This is a genomic window from Tissierella sp. P1 (assembly GCF_002266425.1).
Classification (GTDB): domain Bacteria; phylum Bacillota; class Clostridia; order Tissierellales; family Tissierellaceae; genus Tissierella; species Tissierella carlieri.
Genome location: NZ_NPMN01000012.1, coordinates 48,925 through 67,360, shown reverse-complemented (window position 1 = coordinate 67,360; position 18,436 = coordinate 48,925). Strand labels below are relative to the sequence as shown.

Below are 18,436 nucleotides of genomic sequence, written 5' to 3'. Positions count from 1 at the left end.
TTGGAGCGAAAGTCAATCTCTGAAAGGCCCAATTTTAATAACAGATTATTTGCATTATTCTGTTATCTGCTTTGTTTCATCTAATACATCTTCAATATTAAAAGCTTCTTTTTGGAATAATCATGCAAGCTATAATATATGCTATTATTCCCGGAAAAGCTACAGTAAAAAGAGATAATAATACCCAAGCAAGTCTTACTAAAGTAGAGTCAATATCAAAATATTCTGCAATTCCGCCACATACTCCACATATTTTTTTATCAGTATCAGATAAAAATAATTGTTTCATCTTTTTTCCTCCTTTTCTTTATTAAAATGATTATATAATTCTTCTGCTACTACTCTATTCATACCCTTTACTTCTACTAATTCTTCCAGAGATGCTTTTTTTATTTTATCAATACTTTCAAAATGCTTTAAAAGTTCGACCTTTCTTTTTTCTCCTATACCTTTTATATCATCTAATTCAGACTTAAACATTTTTTTAGTTCTAAGTGATCTATGATAAGATATAGCAAAGCGATGGGCCTCCTCTTGAATTTTATATATTAATCTAAACCCTAAAGAATCTTCTTCTAATCGAATCTCTTTATTATTATATATTATGCCTCTAGTTTTGTGAAAATCATCTTTTACAAGACCACACACAGGAATATTTATATTTAAATCTTTTAATACTCGAATTGCCACATTGACTTGACCCTTACCACCATCCATCATTATTAAATCTGGGAAAATTGAAAATCCTTTTACCTCTATTTTATTCTCTGTCATCAACTTTCTCTCTTCAATGCCCCTAGTAAATCTTCTCAACAATATCTCTTCCATACTGCCATAATCATCTGATCCAGTTATGGTTCTGATTCTAAATCTTCTATAATCTGACTTCTTAGGCTCTCCCTTTTCAAATACTACCATTGAACCTACTGATTCTACTCCACTAATATTTGATATATCAAAGGCTTCAATTCTATTTAATTCACTAGAAATACCAATAATATTTTGTAACTCTTCCAAGGCTTTTTGATTTTCCCTAGCCTTTTTTAAAAACCTATCGCCATATTGATTTAACATATCTAAGGCATTTTTTCTTACCATCTCCATCAAGTCTACTTTGTCTCCACGTTTTGGTATTAATATATTTACCTTAGCACCTTTCTTTTCACTTAGCCATTTACTTATAATCTCTATATCAACAATATCCTCTTCAATTATTATCTCTTTTGGTACATAGCTGCCCCTATATAGAACTGTTTAATAAATGAGCTTAGTATTTCCTTTCTCTCTTCTTCAAAAGTATCTTCTAATATAAAATGTTCTCTACCTACTATCTTCCCGTCTCTAATAAAAAAGATTTGAATACATACTTCTTCAATACCTCTCGCCATTCCAATTACATCTTGGTCTACCACATTTGTTGTTGATACAATCTTTTGTTTTTCATGAAGTAAGTTTAAAGAATTTATTTGATCTCTATATTTTGCTGCTCCCTCAAAGTCTAGGCCTTTAGCAGCTTCCTTCATTTTGTTTTCTATTATATCCACTAGCTTATCCTCTTTCCCATTCAAAAATAAAAGTACTTCATTTACCATATCCATATATTTTTTTTCATCACGTTCTTGGCAAGGTCCTAAACATCTTCCTATATAAAAATTTAAACAAGGCCTTGTTTTTCCTATATCTTTATCTAGATTACGGTTACATGTTCTAAGAGGATATAAATTCCTTATAATCTCTATTGCATCATTTACTGCATATACACTAGGATAAGGTCCAAAATATTTAGCTCCATCTTTTGATATATGCCTAGTTTTCATAACTCTAGGATATTTTTCATTAACAGTTACCTTAATATATGGATACTGCTTATCATCCCTTAATAGAATATTATATTTAGGTTTATGTTTTTTTATCAAATTCGCTTCAAGTATTAAAGCTTCTATTTCATTATCTACTATTATATATTCAAATTCAGAGATATTCTTAACCATAGCGTTAACTTTAGGTGGATTATTTTTTCCTGATTGAAAATATTGCCTTACTCTTTTCTTGAGAGATATTGCTTTTCCCACGTAAATTATCTCATCATTCTTATCCTTCATTATATAAACACCTGGTTTATCAGGTAACTTTTTTAATTCTTCTTCTATGTTGAACATTTGATCACCCTTCAGCTTTCGCCAATTTTGAATTTTGAATGTTAAACTTTAAATTAAAGCCTATATTTATATTATAGCAAATTAATTAGCTTTTAGTTGTTAAAATTATCGCATTTATATATAAAAGGCGATACTAATATTTTTAGTATCGCATTCTATTAACTATTTACTTTTAACTATTCACTGCATTCCTCACTTCTTTTACTAAGTCTCTAATTCTTGTTTCAATTAATTGTAAATCTTCGTCTCTTGGACTTCCTTTAAACTCGACTGGATCTATGAAATCCCACTTCATACAATATTTATTCATAATCTCATCAAGTTCTTTTTGAGCTCCACCTGACCAACCATAGGAACCAAATCTAAAAGCTTTTCTTCCAAATACTTTTTTCTTTCCTAATTCTTCTAATACTGCAGCCATTGGTGGGAACATTTTATATTCATAGGTTGGCATAGCAAGTATTATTCCTGTAGAATTCCATGCTGATGCTAATACTGTGCCCCAAGAGACTTCTGGAACTCTATGAACATTAAACTTTATATTTTCTTCCTCTAATACTTTCACAACATAATTTACTGCTTTTTCTGTCATTCCATACATTGATCCCCATATAAGAGTTATTTCTTCTTTTGCAGGTCCCTTCTGATAGGAAGCATATCTAATATAGTCTTCTATAATCTTATTAGGATTCTCTCTCCATACTATTCCATGACCTGGTGCAATAATCTTGATAGGTAAGGCAGAACATTTATCAATAGCTTTTTTAACCGGCATAGAAAATGCTGCTACAATATTTGCATAATATCTAACAGCCTCATTCTCATAGAAATCAATATCATCAGATTTTAACATATCATCATAATTGGATTCTGTAGCATTACCAAATGATCCAAAAGCATCACAGGAAAACAAAGTACCTGTTAAAGTATCAAAGGTTGCTATTGTATCTGGCCAATGTACATTAGGGATCTCTACAAATTTTAAAATATGACCATTACCCAAATCTAAAGTATCATCATCTGTTACAACAGTAATATTTTCAGTATGTCCATAGAAAGCATCTAATAACTCAGCTGACTTTTTACTACAAACAACTTTAAAATTGGGATTTATTTTCTTAAAATCTTCAATCCATCCTGAATGATCTGGCTCCATATGATTTATTATAAGATATTCTATTGACTTAGGGTCTATATTTAGCTTATCTAAAAGAGCAAATAATGATTCAGGAACTCCATCCCAACCACAAACTCCATCTATAATTGCAGTTTTTTCCCCTTTAATTATATAAGAATTTAATGCAACTCCATTTGGTATTTCCCATAATCCTTCAAATAATATATTTTCCACATTTACTGAAAGTAAATAGGTATCATCACTAACTTTTGTCACGTTCATTCTCATTTCCCCCTAATTCTAATATGTATTAATAACTCCAATTAATATTTAAAAAACAAAATTCCTTTACTTCTTATACCCATATTTCACCTATTCAAAACCATGAATAGAATAAGTATAACCTTTGGTGCCTGGCACCGAAAGTTATACTTATTCTAATTCATCATAACTTATATACTTCTAGTTTCCTCTCTCAACCAAGCTTTTTCTTCTTCATTTAAATAAGGAGAAAGTTTATCAAACACCTCTTTGTGATATTCATTCACCCAACTTCTTTCCTCTTCAGATAATAGATTTACATCTATCGCTTCTATATCTATTGGAACAAATGATAATATTTCAAACTTCATAAACTGACCTGAATCAGTTTTTATATCTTCCTGTACTACAACTATATTTTCTATTCTTATTCCATGACTTCCTGCTTTATATACACCTGGTTCTATACTTGCAATCATACCCTTTTTCAGTACAACTGTATTTGCTACCATAGCTATTCTATGAGGACCTTCATGTACTCCTAACAAATATCCTATACCATGACCAGTACCACATTTATAGTCAATACCTTCCTGCCATAATGGATATCTAGCCAATACATCAAGACTATGTCCTGTTGCACCATAAAGGAATCTTGCATTCCCTAAATTAATATGCCCTTTTAGAGTTAAAGTGAAATCTCTTTTTTCCTCTGCAGTTATAGGCCCCATAACTACTGTTCTAGTAATATCAGTAGTTCCATCCAGATACTGTCCACCAGAGTCAACTAAATATAGACCTTCTTTTTTAATTTCTGCATTAGAATCTTCACTAGCAGAATAGTGCATCATGGCTGCATTTGCCTTGTATGCTGAAATAGTATTAAAACTTGGTTCAATAAATCCTTCTTGTTCTTTTCTAAACTCTAGTAATCTTTCCTGTGCTGACATTTCAGTAATAGGTATTTTGCCTATATTTTTATCTAGCCAATACAAAAACCTAACTAATGCAACTCCATCTTTTATATAAGCATTTCTTTGATTTTCAATCTCAATAGAATTTTTAATTCCCTTTAGTTTTGTGGTAATATCCATACCATCTATTATTTTACATTCAGATGGTATGGCTTTATATATCCATCTGTTAACTCTATTCTTATCTACATATACTCTCGATTTCTTATCTATTTCTTCTACATAATGGACTACTTCTTCATATGTAGCAATTTCAACTCCATTCTCATTTAAGAAAGATTCTACCTCAAGATTTATCTTTTCCTTATCTACAAATAAATAAGACTTATTCATTGAAATTAAAGCATATGAGATTACAACAGGATTGTTTATTACATCCTTCCCCCTTATATTGTAAGTCCAAGCTATATCATCTAGACTTGCTATAAGAAAATAGTCCGCATTGTGCTTTTTCATCTCAGATCTTATTTCTTCAATTTTCTCTTTACCAGTTTTACCTGTATATTTTAATTGGTGTATGAATGCTTTCCCATTAGGTAACTTAGGTCTATCCTCCCAAATCTCACCCACTAAGTCATATTCATCAACAAATTTAATATCTTTTTCCTTAAATTCTTTTTCCAAGTTTTCAACTGAGGATTGTGGAAATACTTTACCATCAAATCCAAGAACATCTCCATCTTTTAGATTATCTTTTAACCATTCTGTATAAGTAGGAAATCCAGGTATTGCTATTTTAAATAATTTATATTCACTACCCTCTAATTGCCTTTCTGCTTGAATAAAATATCTGCCATCTGTCCAAAGAATTGCTTCTTCTTGGGTAATGACTACAGTACCAGCTGAACCTGTAAATCCTGATATCCATACTCTTCCCTTATAGTGGTCAGCCACATATTCAGATTGATGAGGATCTGCAGTGTTTACGATATAGGCATTAATACCTCTATCTTTCATTAAATCTCTTAATTTCTTTACTCTTTCATTAATTTTCATACTCACCCCTCCTAGGTTTTTCTAATTTTAATAATAGCACAGCTACTAAAATAGCAGAAATACCTGCTGCTAACTTAGATATTATAAATGGATTAACTGTCTCTGGTGAAACTGATGAAATATAACCTAGTTGACCTCCAAAAGTGAATGCACCAGATACAGCAAATGCTGCATTTAATATCTTTCCTTTTTCATTCATTTTATCATAAATTCCCAACATTGGAATGCAATTAGCTAAGGAACTAAAGATTCCAAGTATAGAATATTCATCAAGTTCAAATTTTTTTCCTATTTTAGACAAGTACTTATGTAATATTCTAGATATAACGTGGAACATAGGATAGGCTCCTGACAATATAATACCTATCTTTACCACCAATATAGCTCCCTCTTCAATTGGAATCATACCTTTGATCAATTCAATTCTAAACATGAAATTTACAATAGATAAAATCAATCCAAATGTACTGACGATTATAATAATCTTACCTAAAATATTAAATATTTTAATAATGCTTTTTTGGGCCTTTAACAGCCCAAATACTATTATTATGGAGAATACTACTACCGGAATCAAGCTAAAAATAATATCTACTGCCTTCAGTCCCATCATTAGCCCGCCTACAATCATCCCCAATGGTATAGTCATGATTCCAGCTAAAACTCCCTTGGCAAAATAATAAAAGTCATCTTTAGATATTAGCCCTACAGCAACTGGTATAGTAAAAGATATAATTGTTCCGAGCATAGATGAAAGTATAAGTCCGTTAAACTCTCCAACAGCTCTTGATGCCGCTATACCAATACTAGTAGTATATCCTCCCAAATCTGGAGCTAATAAACTGCCTATAAATACAGAAGGATCCGTATTTATAACTCTTGCCAATGGATAAAGTATTGGTGTAAGACTCTTTGCTACAATAGGAGATATACTATATATCCCAATAATAGTTAAAGCAAGTCCTCCCAAGGCTTTGAACCCTTCATCAAATTTCTCTCCTAATCCAAACCTATTATTTAATATCTTGTCAATTCCTGCAAGAATTGAAAAAACAACCATTATATTAAGCATTTTCCACCTCAACTATATAATATTCTTATTATACTATACTTATATATTTTAGAAAAGAAAAAAGGCAGATAATCTGCCTTTAGCTTTTCCCTTTGATATCTAACTATTTTTATCCATTTATTTCTCTAATATGATGACACGCCACAAAATGACCTGGCATTATTTCTTCTATTACTGGATTGTCAACATGACAGTTGTCTTTTGCATAGATACATCTTTGTGCAAATCTACATCCTGGCTTTGGATTTATAGGAGAAGTGATTTCACCTTTTAATAAAACTCTCTCTCTCTTATACTTTAAGCTTGGTACTGGAATAGCTGAAAGTAACGCCTTTGTATAAGGATGCAATGGATTCATAAATAATTCCTTAGAATCAGCCTTTTCAACTAGTTGACCAAGATACATTACAAGTATATCATTTGAAATATGTTTAACAACAGATAAGTCATGAGTGATAAACATATAAGTTAAATCCATTTCTTTTTGTAAATCTTGCATTAGATTTAATACTTGCGCCTGAATAGACACGTCAAGAGCTGATACTGGCTCATCGCAGACAATAAATCCCGGATTAAGCGCTAAGGCACGAGCAATACCAATTCTTTGCCTTCTACCTCCATCAAGTTCATGAGGATAAGTATTTACAAGTCTTTCAGCTAGACCTACAGTATCCATTAATTCAGACACTTTTTTATCTATTGCTTTTTTATCCCTTATGGTTTTATGAATTATCAATGGTTCCTTAATAATTTCACTAACAGTCATCCTAGGATTTAGAGATGAAAATGGGTCCTGGAAAATAATTTGCATTTTCTTTCTTAATTCTCTAAACTGTGATTTTGTAACCTTTGTAATATTTTGTCCTTCGTAAACTAATTCACCGTCTGTTGATTCTAATAGATGAAGTATCACTCTACCTAAAGTTGATTTTCCACAGCCTGATTCCCCTACAACTCCAAGAGTCTCTCCTTTGTTAATGTCAAAAGTAACACCATCTACTGCATGAAGTAGTCCTTTAGGGGTATTAAAGTATTTTTTTAGGTTTCGAACTTGTAAAATTGGTTCCATTTATATTTCCCCCTCCTGTTTTACTTGTCCAGTATAAATTAAGCATTTTACCTTGTGACCAGGAGACACTTCTATATCTTCTGGATGATTAGCTGCACACGCATTTGTTGCATGTGGACATCTTGGATGGAACTTGCAGCCTGAAGGTAAATCAGTAGGGTCTGGCATTAATCCTTTAATTGGTTTTAATCTATCTACGTCTTCATCAAGGCTTGGAATAGATCCAAATAATCCTAAGGTATATGGATGTTTTGGATTTTCAAAAAGATCTTCAATATTTGAGTACTCTACTATTTCTCCTGCATACATTATAGCCACTTTGTCACAAACTTCTGCCACAACACCTAAATCATGAGTAATCAAAAGCATAGCCGTATTAAATTCATTTTTCAAATTATTCATAAGGTCTAGAACCTGAGCCTGTATAGTAACGTCAAGAGCCGTAGTAGGTTCATCAGCTATTAAAAGTCCCGGATTACATGCTAATGCTATGGCTATAACCACTCTTTGCTTCATACCACCTGAGAATTGATGTGGATAGTCATTAGCTCTAGCTCCAGGTATACCAACTAATTCAAGCATCTTCTTAGCTTTTTCGTCTGCTTCTTTAGTAGATAAATCCTCATGTATTTCAATAACTTCCGCTATTTGTTCTCCTACTGTCATTACAGGGTTTAAAGCAGTCATAGGATCCTGAAATATCATAGATACTTTATTCCCTCTTATCATTCTCATTTCTTCCTCTGAAAGCTTTAGTATATTTTCACCTTCTAAAAATATTTCCCCGTCAATAATCTTTCCAGGAGGATTGGGAACTAACCTTAGAATTCCTAAAGCAGTTGTTGTTTTTCCTGCTCCTGTTTCTCCAACAAGCCCTAAAGTCTCACCTTTGTTTAAATCTATATTAATACCATTTACAGCTTTAACAGTACCTTCTTCTGTTATATAATGAATGTGTAAATTTTTAATATTTAAGAATTCCTTGCTCATTTAAGTTCCTCCTCCCTTATTGTTTTAGTCTAGGATCTAGAGCATCCCTTAAACCATCACCAAGTAAATTTAACGAAAGTATAGTAATCATAATAGCTATTCCCGGAAATGTAGTAACATGCCATGCCTCTCTAATGAATTGTCTGCCTGATGAAAGCATCGCACCCCATTCAGGAGCTGGCTTTTGAATACCTAATCCTATAAAGCTTAAACCCGCTGTTGATAATATAGCACCAGCAACTCCTAAAGTACCTTGTACAATTATAGGTGCCATAGAGTTTGGTAATATATGCTTTAATATAATTCTAGTATCTTTAGCCCCAATTGCTTTTGCAGCCTCAATAAATTCTTGATCCTTAATGGAAAGTACTGAAGCCCTTACAATACGTGCATAACTAGGTATAGATGATATACCTACTGCAATCATTAGATTTAGCATACTTGTACCAAGAGCAGACACTATAGCAATAGCAAGTAATATACTTGGAATCGCTAAGAAAATATCCATTGCTCTCATTATGACATTATCAAGCTTTCCACCATAAAATCCAGCAATTGCTCCTAAAGTACCTCCTATTATAATAGCAATACCTACTGCTATTATACCTACCTTTAAAGATACTCTAGCACCATGTATCATTCTAGCAAATATATCTCTACCTAGTTCATCAGTGCCCAAGATATGTTCTTTACTTGGACCTTGAAGTCTTATTGAAGTGTTCATTTTTATAGCTACTTCTTCATAGTCAGCAATTATATCTGCAAATAAAGCTAATAATATTAAAATAACGATTATAGTTAAGCCTAACATAGCCATTTTATTTTTTCTTAATCTTCTCCACACTTCTGACCATTGACTTCTTTTCTTTTTATTCACCTTAGAGTCGTTTCCATTACTTTTAACACTACTATCCATTTATTTTACCTCCTTGCCTAAGTACTTAACTATCTATATTGTGATTTTATTCTTGGATCTATAAATGCATATAGCATGTCAACTAAAAGGTTAACAACACTAAAAGTTACAGATATAAATACAACGGATGCTAAAACTGTAGGACTATCTTTTTGTTTAATAGCATCAACCATTAATCTTCCTAATCCTGGCCATGAGAATACAGATTCAGTAAGTACAGCACCACCTAGCAATCCTCCAAACTGTAGACCTATTACTGTAACTACAGGTATTAAAGCGTTCTTTAGAGCATGTTTATTTATTACCTTTTTCTCTGCTACACCTTTTGATCTAGCAGTTCTTATATAATCTTGTCTAATTACCTCAAGCATAGATGATCTAGTCATACGAGTAATAATTGCAGCAGATCCAACTCCTAATGAAAATGCAGGTAAGATCAAATGTAATAAAGTATCAGAACCACTTGATGGTAAAATTCTAAATTTTACAGAAAATACTAGTATCAGCATTAAACCTAGCCAGAATACGGGCATGGAAACTCCGATTAAAGCTCCAATCATAGATATACTATCTAGTGCTGAATATTGTTTAGTCGCTGAAATAATCCCTACTGGTATTCCTATTATAACTGCAATAATCATTGCAGCTACAGTAAGCTTTAAAGTAGCTGGGAATCTTGCAAATACCTCATCAAAAACAGGTTTTTTAGTTGAATAGGATCTGCCAAAATCTCCTGTTAACGCCTTTGCAATAAATCTAAAGTATTGAACTATAAATGGATCATTTAAACCCATCTCTTCTCTTAGGGCTTCCACCTGTTCAGGTTGTGCACTTTCACCGAGTATAAGCTTCGCTGGATCTCCTGGTGTAAAGTACATAATTGTAAAAACCAAAAACGTAACTCCTAGCATTACTGGAATTAAAAGTAATAATCTACGAATAATATATTTATGCACATTTCTCCCTCCTTATCTAATAGGTATACACTATCATTGTTTCTAGTTACTACACTAAAGAATTAGAAGCGAGACATGATTGTCCCGCTTCATCATAAACTTACATTTTATTCTTCGACAGTTGCACCTTCGATAGTTACATTATATAATGAGTGATGTCCAGCAGGATGTAATTTAAAACCTTTTATCGTTCTATGCTGACCAGCATTTTGATTTTTGAAGAATAAGAATAATTGAGGAGCATCTTGTACAATTAATTCTTGAGCTTCTTTATAAGCTTCTAATCTCTTTTCTTGATCTACTTCAGTTTTACCAATATCTAATAATTTATCTACTTCTGGATTGCTATAGAAAAATCTATTTCCAGCATCTCCATGCTGTGAACTATGATATAGTGCATAAAGACCATAGTCTGCATCACCAGTTACTGTAGTCCATCCAAGGATATACATATCATGTTCTCCCGCCGATGTTCTATCTAGATAAGCGCCCCATTCAACTTGTTCTATCTTAGCTTCTATACCTACTTCTTTAAGTTTAGCTTGAACTATTTCAGCTATTCTAACTCTTTCAGGCTTATCATTTGTCCAGATAGTAGTCTGGAATCCATTCTCATATCCAGCTTCTTTTAATAATTCTTTTGCTTTTTCTGGATCATATTTATAACCTTCTATATTATTATTTGCTCCAAATACTAAGTCTGTTAAAGGTGATTTAGCTGGTTCTCCTGCACCTTCAAGTACTGTAGCTATTATTTCATCTACATCTACTGCATAGTTAATAGCTTGTCTAACTCTAATGTCATCAAATGGAGCCTTCTTAGTATTGAATCCTAAGTATTCATTTGAAAATGATGGTCCTTCAATTAATTCTAATGAACTATTATCAGTAACTATTCTCTTGTCAATTGGCTCAATATCATAAGCTATATCGATTTCTCCAGTTTCAAGACCTGTAGTTCTGTTTGTTCCTTCAGTAATACTTCTAAACACAACATTCTTAACCTTTGCAGCCCCTTGGAAATATTCATCAAATCTTTCAAGAGTAATCTTATCTCCTGATTGCCAGTCCACAAATTTGAAAGGTCCAGTTCCTACTGGGTTTTGTCCATAATCAGCTCCAGCATCTGTAACAGCTTTTTCATTTAATATTGAAGAAGCAGTGTGAGTAAGATGGGATAAAAGTGGAGCAAATGGCTCAGAAGTAATTATCTGAACTGTATAGTCGTCAATAACCTTTACCTCACTAACAGGTCCAATTATATGAGCAACAGATGGTGAATTTATCATTCTTTCAAATGTAAACTTAACATCTGACGCTTTAAACTCTTCTCCATTATGGAATTTAACACCTTGAGCAAGTTTAAATTCCCAAGTTAATTCATCTATGCTTGTCCATGATTCTGCTAAAGCTGGAACCAATTCCATGTCTTCATTAGCAAATATTAAAGTGTTATAAATTTGCTTTATAACTCTTGATGATGGTTGATCATTACTTGCATGTGGATCTAATGTCTTAGCATCTGCACCTTGGGCAACTACCAAAGTATCAGCTGGGTTCTTTCTAGCAATTTCTTTATTCCCACCACAAGCTGTTAAAACAAGTGATAAAATAAGAGTAACGATTACTAGTGATAAGACTTTTTTGTTTTTAAACATTGAATCACTCCTTATTTTTTGTTTCTTAAATCGTATTAATAGTATCTTTACATTAATAAATTTACCAACATTATCCATTGTTGTATGTATTCTAAAAATTCTAAAAATACGATTTTTCGACTTTGTTCGACAATTTCCGACAAAGAAGATTATACTATACCTCCATAGATTTGACAACTAGAAAAAAATATAAATTAAGGCACTGGTATATACCAGTGCCTTGTACTATAGATTTTCTCTATAATATATGAACTTCTTATAAAATTAGATTTCTCTTAATTTTTTTAATATCATTTTTTGTTCTACTGAAGCAACTAATCTTCTTGTATAAGCCACTGTATCTGGATTAACACTCATACTATCAATTCCTTCTTCAACAAGGAATTGTGCAAACTCTGGATATTGACTGGGTCCTTGACCACAAATAGAAATTGTTTTTCCATATTTATGTGCTGCCTTTATAAGAATTGATATAGCTCTCTTAACAGCTTCGTTTCTTTCATCAAAATATCCCATATTATTCAATATACCTGAATCTCTGTCTGCTCCCATTACAAGCTGAGTAAGATCATTGCTTCCTATGCTAAATCCATCTACCATTTGAGCGAATTCTTCAGCTTCAAAGACTACTGATGGTACTTCTGCCATTATCCAAATCTTAAAGTTCTTATCTTGAACTAATCCTTCTTCCGCCATTATTTCTTTTACCTTCTTTAATTCCCATGTAGTTCTTACAAAAGGTAACATTGCATATACATTTGTCAATCCAAATTCTTCTCTAACCTTTTTCAACGCCCTGCACTCTAATCTAAATCCTTCTTCATATTCTGAAGAAATGTATCTGGATACTCCTCTCCAACCGATCATTGGATTTGCCTCTATTGGTTCGACTTCATCTCCACCTTTTAATCCTCTAAATTCATTAGTTCTAAAGTCAGACATTCTAACAACTACTGGTCTTGGATAAACTTCCCCAGCAACCATTTGAATTCCTTCAGCCATCTTATCTATTAATAATTGTCCCTGACCCGTTTTTACTAAATACATTGGATGTGCACCAATCATATTTGTAAATATGAACTCTGTTCTCATTAGACCAATACCATCTAAAGGTAAGTTTTTGTACCTTCCTATTAATGAGGGTTCTCCAAGATTCATATATATCTTTGTAGCTGTTATTGGAGCTAACCCTGCTAATATCTCTTCGCTTATTCCTACAGCTCCTCCCTCGATTTTCTTTTCTTCCTTCTCTTCTAATACAGTACCTTCATAAACTACTCCTCTACTTGCATCAACAGTTACTTCCAATCCTTCTGGTAAAATTTCACTAGCATTTTTTGCTCCTACTATACAAGGTATACCAAGCTCTCTAGATACTATAGCAGCATGGCAAGTTCTACCTCCATCATCTGTAACTACTGCTGCAGCCTTTCTCATAGCTGGAACCATATCAGGATTTGTCATTACGGTAACTAAAATATCTCCATCTTCTACTCTTCCAATTTCAGATATATCCTTAATATTTCTAACATTTCCTCTGCCAATTCCAGGGGATGCAGGTAAGCCCCTTACAAGCATTTTTAATTCTTTTTGTTCTTTTACTTCACTCACACTAACATCTCCTTTTAAAGTAGTTATTGGTCTTGATTGTAATATATATAGTTCTTTAGTATCTCTATCAAATCCCCATTCTATATCCTGATGAGCTCCATACATTCCCTCTATCTTAATCCCATAATTTACTAAAGTCATTATTTCTTCATCTGATAGACATTGATCATTTACTTTATCTTGGCCCAAATAGTCTGCAATTTTGATTTCCTCTGTACCTACTCCATCTTTCCTCTTTACTACCATAATATTTTTTTCTGCAATGTGCTTCTCTTGGATTTCTTTTAATTTCTTATTCACTAAATACTCATCTGGTGTTACTATTCCAGATACTACTGCTTCACCTAACCCCCAGCTTGCATTTATCATTATTTCATTAGTGTCACTATTTACAGGATTGGCAGTAAACATAACTCCTGATTTTTCACTGTTGACCATTTTTTGAATTACAACTGATAAAGATACATCAAAATGCTCAAAATCTTGTTTTACTCTGTAATATATAGCTCTAGCCGTCCAAAGAGATGCCCAGCATTTTCTAACATACTTAATTAGTTCTTCATCTCCACTTATGTGTAAATAAGTATCTTGTTGTCCAGCAAAAGATGCTTCTGGTAAATCTTCTGCAGTAGCTGAAGATCTTACAGCTACTTCTGGAGTAGTTAAATTGATTTTCTCACTAAATTCTTTATAAGCACCTATTATTTCTATTCTTAAATCTTCTGGTATTTTTCCACAATTTATTCTATCTTGAATAGCACGACTCACATTTTGAAGCATATCGGAATTTTCTTCATCTAATCCTCTGATTAATTCTTTTATTACTTCATCGAGCTCAGCATAGTTAATAAAATGAGTATAAGCTCCTGCTGTTATACAAAATCCTGGTGGTACATCTAACCCTTTTTGAGTCAATTCTCCTAGGTTTGCACCTTTACCTCCTACAACAGGAATATCATTTTTATTAATTTCATTAAACCATTTAATGTATTTATATTCAGTCATTAGCATATCCTCCTATTTGCTTTTATATTATATATTATAGCATATATATTTAAATGTGCCATACTATATATTATTTTTTTGAATTAATTATATTAATTATTTTTAATATTTTACCCAAAATCATTTTCTCTATAAAAGAAAAAAATCCCGTATATAACGGGATTTTTCTATAGGTATATTTAAAAGCATCCTTCTCCACAAAATAGTATTACTAAAAGAAGGAAGAAGAATAATAATGAATCATTTTCTCTTTCATTAAAGCAATCTGAAGTGCAGAATATAATAACTAATATTAGAAAGAAAAATAATAATGAGTCATCCATACAACCAAAATTTTCAAATATACCTCTTCCACATTCTCTCCTTACGCCCAAATCTTCAGTCATTATAATAACCTCCTTATATTTATTCCTCAATGTATTTTATGAAATTGAGATATAAGTGGTTACTAAAATTAAGATATTAATTGTATAAAAATAGTCAATTTGGACATATTAAATATATAAAAATTTAGGAGGAATAGTATGGATAAATTAGCATTAATACTTGTAATTATCGGCGCATTTAATTGGGGATTTATAGCATTATTTAATATTGATTTAGTTGCTAGCCTATTTGGTGGTTCTAATTCTGTATTAAGCAGAATAGTATATGGATTGGTCGGCTTAGCAGGTATTTATTCAATTAAATTTTTACTGAACGATAGAACTAGAGAGAGAATAGATTAATCTATTCTCTCTCTAGTTCTATTCTCCTGAAACTGATATATTTTTTACCTTAATTGAAGGCGAACCTACATACCCACTAAAAGGTCCAAATTCCAAGTCTTTTCCTATTTCCTCAATATCCATCAATGTTTCAAAGAAATTTGCTGCTATAGTTATCTGATTAACTGGTCTCTTAATCTTACCATCTTCTATTTCATATCCGTAGGCAGATAATGAATAATCTCCAGATACTTCATTTAAACCAGCATGTAGACCTTCTACATTTATGATACATATACCTTTATCAATACTCTCTATTAATTCTTCTAGAGTTTTACTACCCTTTTCTATATATAAATTAGTAGGTGATATAGATATTGATGATTTATATGATCTTCTGCTTCCATTTCCTGTAGATTCTACTCCGTCCTTATTTGCTGATTTTAAATTATATAAATATGAATTTAAAACTCCATGATCTATAATCTTCTTATATGAAGTCTTGCATCCCTCATCATCAAAGGTTCTAGTACCAAATCCATCTTTCAAGAAAGGATCATCAACTATAGTTAATATCTCATTTGCTATTTTAGATCCAACTTTATCCTTTAATCGTGATAAACCTTTTTGCACATTATCAGCTGATAATATTGGGGTAAAAGCAGATAAGATATCTGCAAATACAGTATTCTTAAATACAACAGGGTAATTATCTGATTTAATAGTAGTTGCCCCTAACATAGATATACCTTCTTCTACCGCTTCTTTAGCAATTTCTCTATAGTCGATCTTTTCAAGATCATTAAATATTCTATAACTTAGACCAGTTTTTGTATCTTCACCATCTTTTACAATTATGGAAATATAACAAAATCCTCCACTAAATTTATCAGATAAATTTACTCCTTTGGTATTTATTATATATCTATCCCTTTGGAATTCTTGATAGGCACATACTTGTATAGCTGATACTCTGCTATCTATAGCTAATGCTTCTTTTTCCAAGTTTTTCATAAAAGCTATCTTATCTTCCATAGGAGTTTTTTCTAGACTGTCATTATAATTATTTATTTCTTCATATTGATTTGAACCAGCAAAAATTATCTCTTTATCTAAAGAATCAATATATTTACTATTTTCAAAGGCTTCATCAATCAGCATATCTATGGAAGATTCATCTATTTTTTCTGTATATGAATATCCCATTTTTCCTTCATGCACTCCTCTTAAAGATAAACCTCCTGATTCTGAAATGCTATATTTATCTAATTCTCCACCAAACACACCAATTTCAATTTCCTTTGACCTTTCTATGAAGACTTCTAGATCCTCCATCTTTTCTTTACCTTTGTTAAACAATTTATCTGCTAATGCTCTATAATCCATATTATTCATCCCCCCTTCTTCCGCCAACTGTTATGGACTTTATCCTAAGAGGCGGCTGACCTAAGCCTGCTGGTATAGAACCGCTATCTGCACCACACATACCCTGTCCTAAAGATAGATCATTGCCTACCATATCAATAAGCTCTAATACCTTAATACCATTACCTATTAATGTGGCACCTCTTACAGGTTTTAAAATCTTCCCATTTTGAATTAAATAACCTTCCATAACTGCAAAATTAAAATCTCCTGTAGCAGGATTCACAGATCCTCCACCTAATTTTTTAGCATATAGACCTTTTTCAGTATTTGATATTATCTCTTCTAGACTTGAAGTGCCAGCAGCTATATAAGTATTATTCATTCTAGAAGTAGGAGCAAATTTATAGGACTGTCTTCTGCCTGAGCCAGTGGAGTCCATATTCATTCTTCTACCATTTAGCTTATCAATTAAATAGGATTTCAAAATTCCATTTTCTATAAGTATATTCTTTTGTGTTGGAGTACCTTCATCATCTATATTAGTAGTGCCCCATTCATTAATCATAGTTCCATCGTCTATTGCAGTTAATAAGGGTGATGCTACTAACTGTTCTAATTTATTAGCAAATACCGATGTACCCTTAGATACAAAAGCTGCCTCTAGTGCATGACCACATGCCTCATGGAATAGAACTCCACCAAATTCATTGTCCATAATAACTGGCATAACACCTGATGGACAATGCTCTGCATGTACCATAGTTTTAGCAATTCTTGAAGCTTCTCTACCTATTTCCTCTACATTAACCTTATCAAAAAATTCAAATCCCATAGATGCACCTGGACCATAATATCCTTCCTGCATTTCTCCATCCTTAGATGCAACTGATGAAACAATAAATCTAGTTCTAACTCTTTTGTCTTCGGCTATTAATCCATCAGTATTAGCTATCAGTACATTCTGCTCTTCATCAAGATAACTTACCATTGCCTGTGATATAACAGAATCGTAATTTTTTGCAGCTTCATAGCCCCTTTTCATTAAATCTATCTTTTCTTTCTTTTTAACAGTTGATGGCATTATTTTAATTGGGTTATAATTACTTACATTAGATTTTATAAAATTCAACCTTAAATCAACTGCTGTCCCCTGTAAAGCAGATGCTGCTTCTTTAGCAACTTTTATTAAATTTTCCTCTGTAGAATCATTCGTAAAAGCATAAATACAATTTAATTTATCGAATATTCTAATGCCTACTCCATAGTCCCTACCAGAAATATTATTTTCAATAAGTCCACCAACTAATTTAATACTAGAATTGTACTTATCTTCAACAAAAATTTCCGAAAAATCTCCACCTTTAGACAAAGCTGCATAAAGTACATTCTCTATTACATTTTTTTTCTAACAAAAAAATCCCTCCCTTTATTTGTATTTATCATTATTATATAATATTATTTCGGGACTGGAAATAGTTTTTTGAAAATAAAAAAGGCTTCCATGTAAACACTGGTACGTTAAGGAAGCCTTTTATGAAACTCAGTTATGTCAATGTTAGATTAAGATTGAATATAAC

The 18,436-nt window shown here is 32.1% G+C and carries 14 protein-coding genes and 1 pseudogene; 1 reads left to right on the top strand and 14 read right to left on the bottom strand.

Translation table 11 applies throughout. From position 1 onward, the window contains the following. Positions 1-97: 97 nt before the first annotated feature. From CIW83_RS10390 to CIW83_RS10335, 12 genes and pseudogenes are all read right to left on the bottom strand, one after another. Positions 98-289, bottom strand: coding sequence for a PspC domain-containing protein (locus CIW83_RS10390; protein WP_094900912.1), 192 nt, complete (start codon positions 287-289; stop codon positions 98-100). Next, positions 286-2,159: pseudogene (uvrC, locus tag CIW83_RS10385) on the bottom strand (excinuclease ABC subunit UvrC). The gene CIW83_RS10390 and the pseudogene uvrC overlap by 4 nt, the downstream one beginning before the upstream one ends. A gap of 172 nt (positions 2,160-2,331) precedes the next feature. Next, positions 2,332-3,558, bottom strand: a complete 1,227-nt coding sequence (locus CIW83_RS10380; RefSeq protein ID WP_094900910.1) for an FprA family A-type flavoprotein — start codon at positions 3,556-3,558, stop codon at positions 2,332-2,334. Positions 3,559-3,728: 170 nt separating this feature from the next. Next, on the bottom strand, positions 3,729-5,507 hold the full coding sequence (locus CIW83_RS10375; protein ID WP_094900908.1) for an aminopeptidase P family protein: 1,779 nt from the start codon (positions 5,505-5,507) through the stop codon (positions 3,729-3,731). Further along, positions 5,497-6,579, bottom strand: coding sequence for an ethanolamine utilization protein EutH (eutH, locus tag CIW83_RS10370; protein WP_235601291.1), 1,083 nt, complete (start codon positions 6,577-6,579; stop codon positions 5,497-5,499). The genes CIW83_RS10375 and eutH overlap by 11 nt, the downstream gene beginning before the upstream one ends. A gap of 109 nt (positions 6,580-6,688) precedes the next feature. Continuing rightward, on the bottom strand, positions 6,689-7,648 hold the full coding sequence (locus CIW83_RS10365; protein ID WP_094900904.1) for an ABC transporter ATP-binding protein: 960 nt from the start codon (positions 7,646-7,648) through the stop codon (positions 6,689-6,691). Then, positions 7,649-8,638, bottom strand: coding sequence for an ABC transporter ATP-binding protein (locus tag CIW83_RS10360; RefSeq protein WP_094900902.1), 990 nt, complete (start codon positions 8,636-8,638; stop codon positions 7,649-7,651). Between the two features lie 16 nt (positions 8,639-8,654). Beyond that, positions 8,655-9,554 (bottom strand): ABC transporter permease, encoded by a 900-nt coding sequence (locus CIW83_RS10355; RefSeq protein WP_094900900.1) that lies wholly within the window; start codon positions 9,552-9,554, stop codon positions 8,655-8,657. A 29-nt stretch (positions 9,555-9,583) separates the two neighbouring features. Then, on the bottom strand, positions 9,584-10,510 hold the full coding sequence (gene nikB, locus CIW83_RS10350; RefSeq protein ID WP_094900898.1) for a nickel ABC transporter permease: 927 nt from the start codon (positions 10,508-10,510) through the stop codon (positions 9,584-9,586). Positions 10,511-10,617: 107 nt separating this feature from the next. Further along, positions 10,618-12,168 carry a glutathione ABC transporter substrate-binding protein gene (locus CIW83_RS10345; RefSeq protein WP_094900896.1) on the bottom strand — a complete coding sequence of 517 codons (1,551 nt, stop codon included), beginning with the start codon at positions 12,166-12,168 and terminating at the stop codon, positions 10,618-10,620. A gap of 264 nt (positions 12,169-12,432) precedes the next feature. Continuing rightward, entirely contained in the window at positions 12,433-14,784 is a 2,352-nt protein-coding gene (ppsA, locus tag CIW83_RS10340) for a phosphoenolpyruvate synthase (protein ID WP_094900894.1), read from the bottom strand. A gap of 179 nt (positions 14,785-14,963) precedes the next feature. Further along, positions 14,964-15,170: a hypothetical protein gene (locus tag CIW83_RS10335; protein ID WP_094900892.1), complete on the bottom strand. Its 207-nt coding sequence runs from the start codon at positions 15,168-15,170 to the stop codon at positions 14,964-14,966. Positions 15,171-15,308: 138 nt separating this feature from the next. Here CIW83_RS10335 and CIW83_RS10330 point away from each other — a divergent pair, with 138 nt between their 5' ends. Beyond that, the gene (locus CIW83_RS10330) at positions 15,309-15,512 is read left to right on the top strand and encodes a DUF378 domain-containing protein (RefSeq protein WP_094900890.1); all 204 of its coding nucleotides are present in this window, start codon (positions 15,309-15,311) and stop codon (positions 15,510-15,512) included. 18 nt (positions 15,513-15,530) lie between these two features. On the opposite strand, the gene CIW83_RS10325 is transcribed toward CIW83_RS10330, so the two are convergent. Both CIW83_RS10325 and CIW83_RS10320 read right to left on the bottom strand, forming a co-directional pair. Continuing rightward, positions 15,531-16,877 carry a TldD/PmbA family protein gene (locus CIW83_RS10325; protein ID WP_094900888.1) on the bottom strand — a complete coding sequence of 449 codons (1,347 nt, stop codon included), beginning with the start codon at positions 16,875-16,877 and terminating at the stop codon, positions 15,531-15,533. A gap of 1 nt (position 16,878) precedes the next feature. Next, on the bottom strand, positions 16,879-18,228 hold the full coding sequence (locus CIW83_RS10320) for a TldD/PmbA family protein (protein WP_235601290.1): 1,350 nt from the start codon (positions 18,226-18,228) through the stop codon (positions 16,879-16,881). Positions 18,229-18,436 lie beyond the last annotated feature (208 nt).

Bases quoted from the DNA above. Each gene is read 5' to 3' on its own strand.
- CIW83_RS10390 (WP_094900912.1), bottom strand. From the start codon at position 289: ATGAAACAATTATTTTTATCTGATACTGATAAAAAAATATGTGGAGTA.
- CIW83_RS10380 (WP_094900910.1), bottom strand. From the start codon at position 3,558: ATGAACGTGACAAAAGTTAGTGATGATACCTATTTACTTTCAGTAAAT.
- CIW83_RS10375 (WP_094900908.1), bottom strand. From the start codon at position 5,507: ATGAAAATTAATGAAAGAGTAAAGAAATTAAGAGATTTAATGAAAGAT.
- eutH (WP_235601291.1), bottom strand. From the start codon at position 6,579: ATGCTTAATATAATGGTTGTTTTTTCAATTCTTGCAGGAATTGACAAG.
- CIW83_RS10365 (WP_094900904.1), bottom strand. From the start codon at position 7,648: ATGGAACCAATTTTACAAGTTCGAAACCTAAAAAAATACTTTAATACC.
- CIW83_RS10360 (WP_094900902.1), bottom strand. From the start codon at position 8,638: ATGAGCAAGGAATTCTTAAATATTAAAAATTTACACATTCATTATATA.
- CIW83_RS10355 (WP_094900900.1), bottom strand. From the start codon at position 9,554: ATGGATAGTAGTGTTAAAAGTAATGGAAACGACTCTAAGGTGAATAAA.
- CIW83_RS10345 (WP_094900896.1), bottom strand. From the start codon at position 12,168: ATGTTTAAAAACAAAAAAGTCTTATCACTAGTAATCGTTACTCTTATT.
- ppsA (WP_094900894.1), bottom strand. From the start codon at position 14,784: ATGACTGAATATAAATACATTAAATGGTTTAATGAAATTAATAAAAAT.
- CIW83_RS10335 (WP_094900892.1), bottom strand. From the start codon at position 15,170: ATGACTGAAGATTTGGGCGTAAGGAGAGAATGTGGAAGAGGTATATTT.
- CIW83_RS10330 (WP_094900890.1), top strand. From the start codon at position 15,309: ATGGATAAATTAGCATTAATACTTGTAATTATCGGCGCATTTAATTGG.
- CIW83_RS10325 (WP_094900888.1), bottom strand. From the start codon at position 16,877: ATGGATTATAGAGCATTAGCAGATAAATTGTTTAACAAAGGTAAAGAA.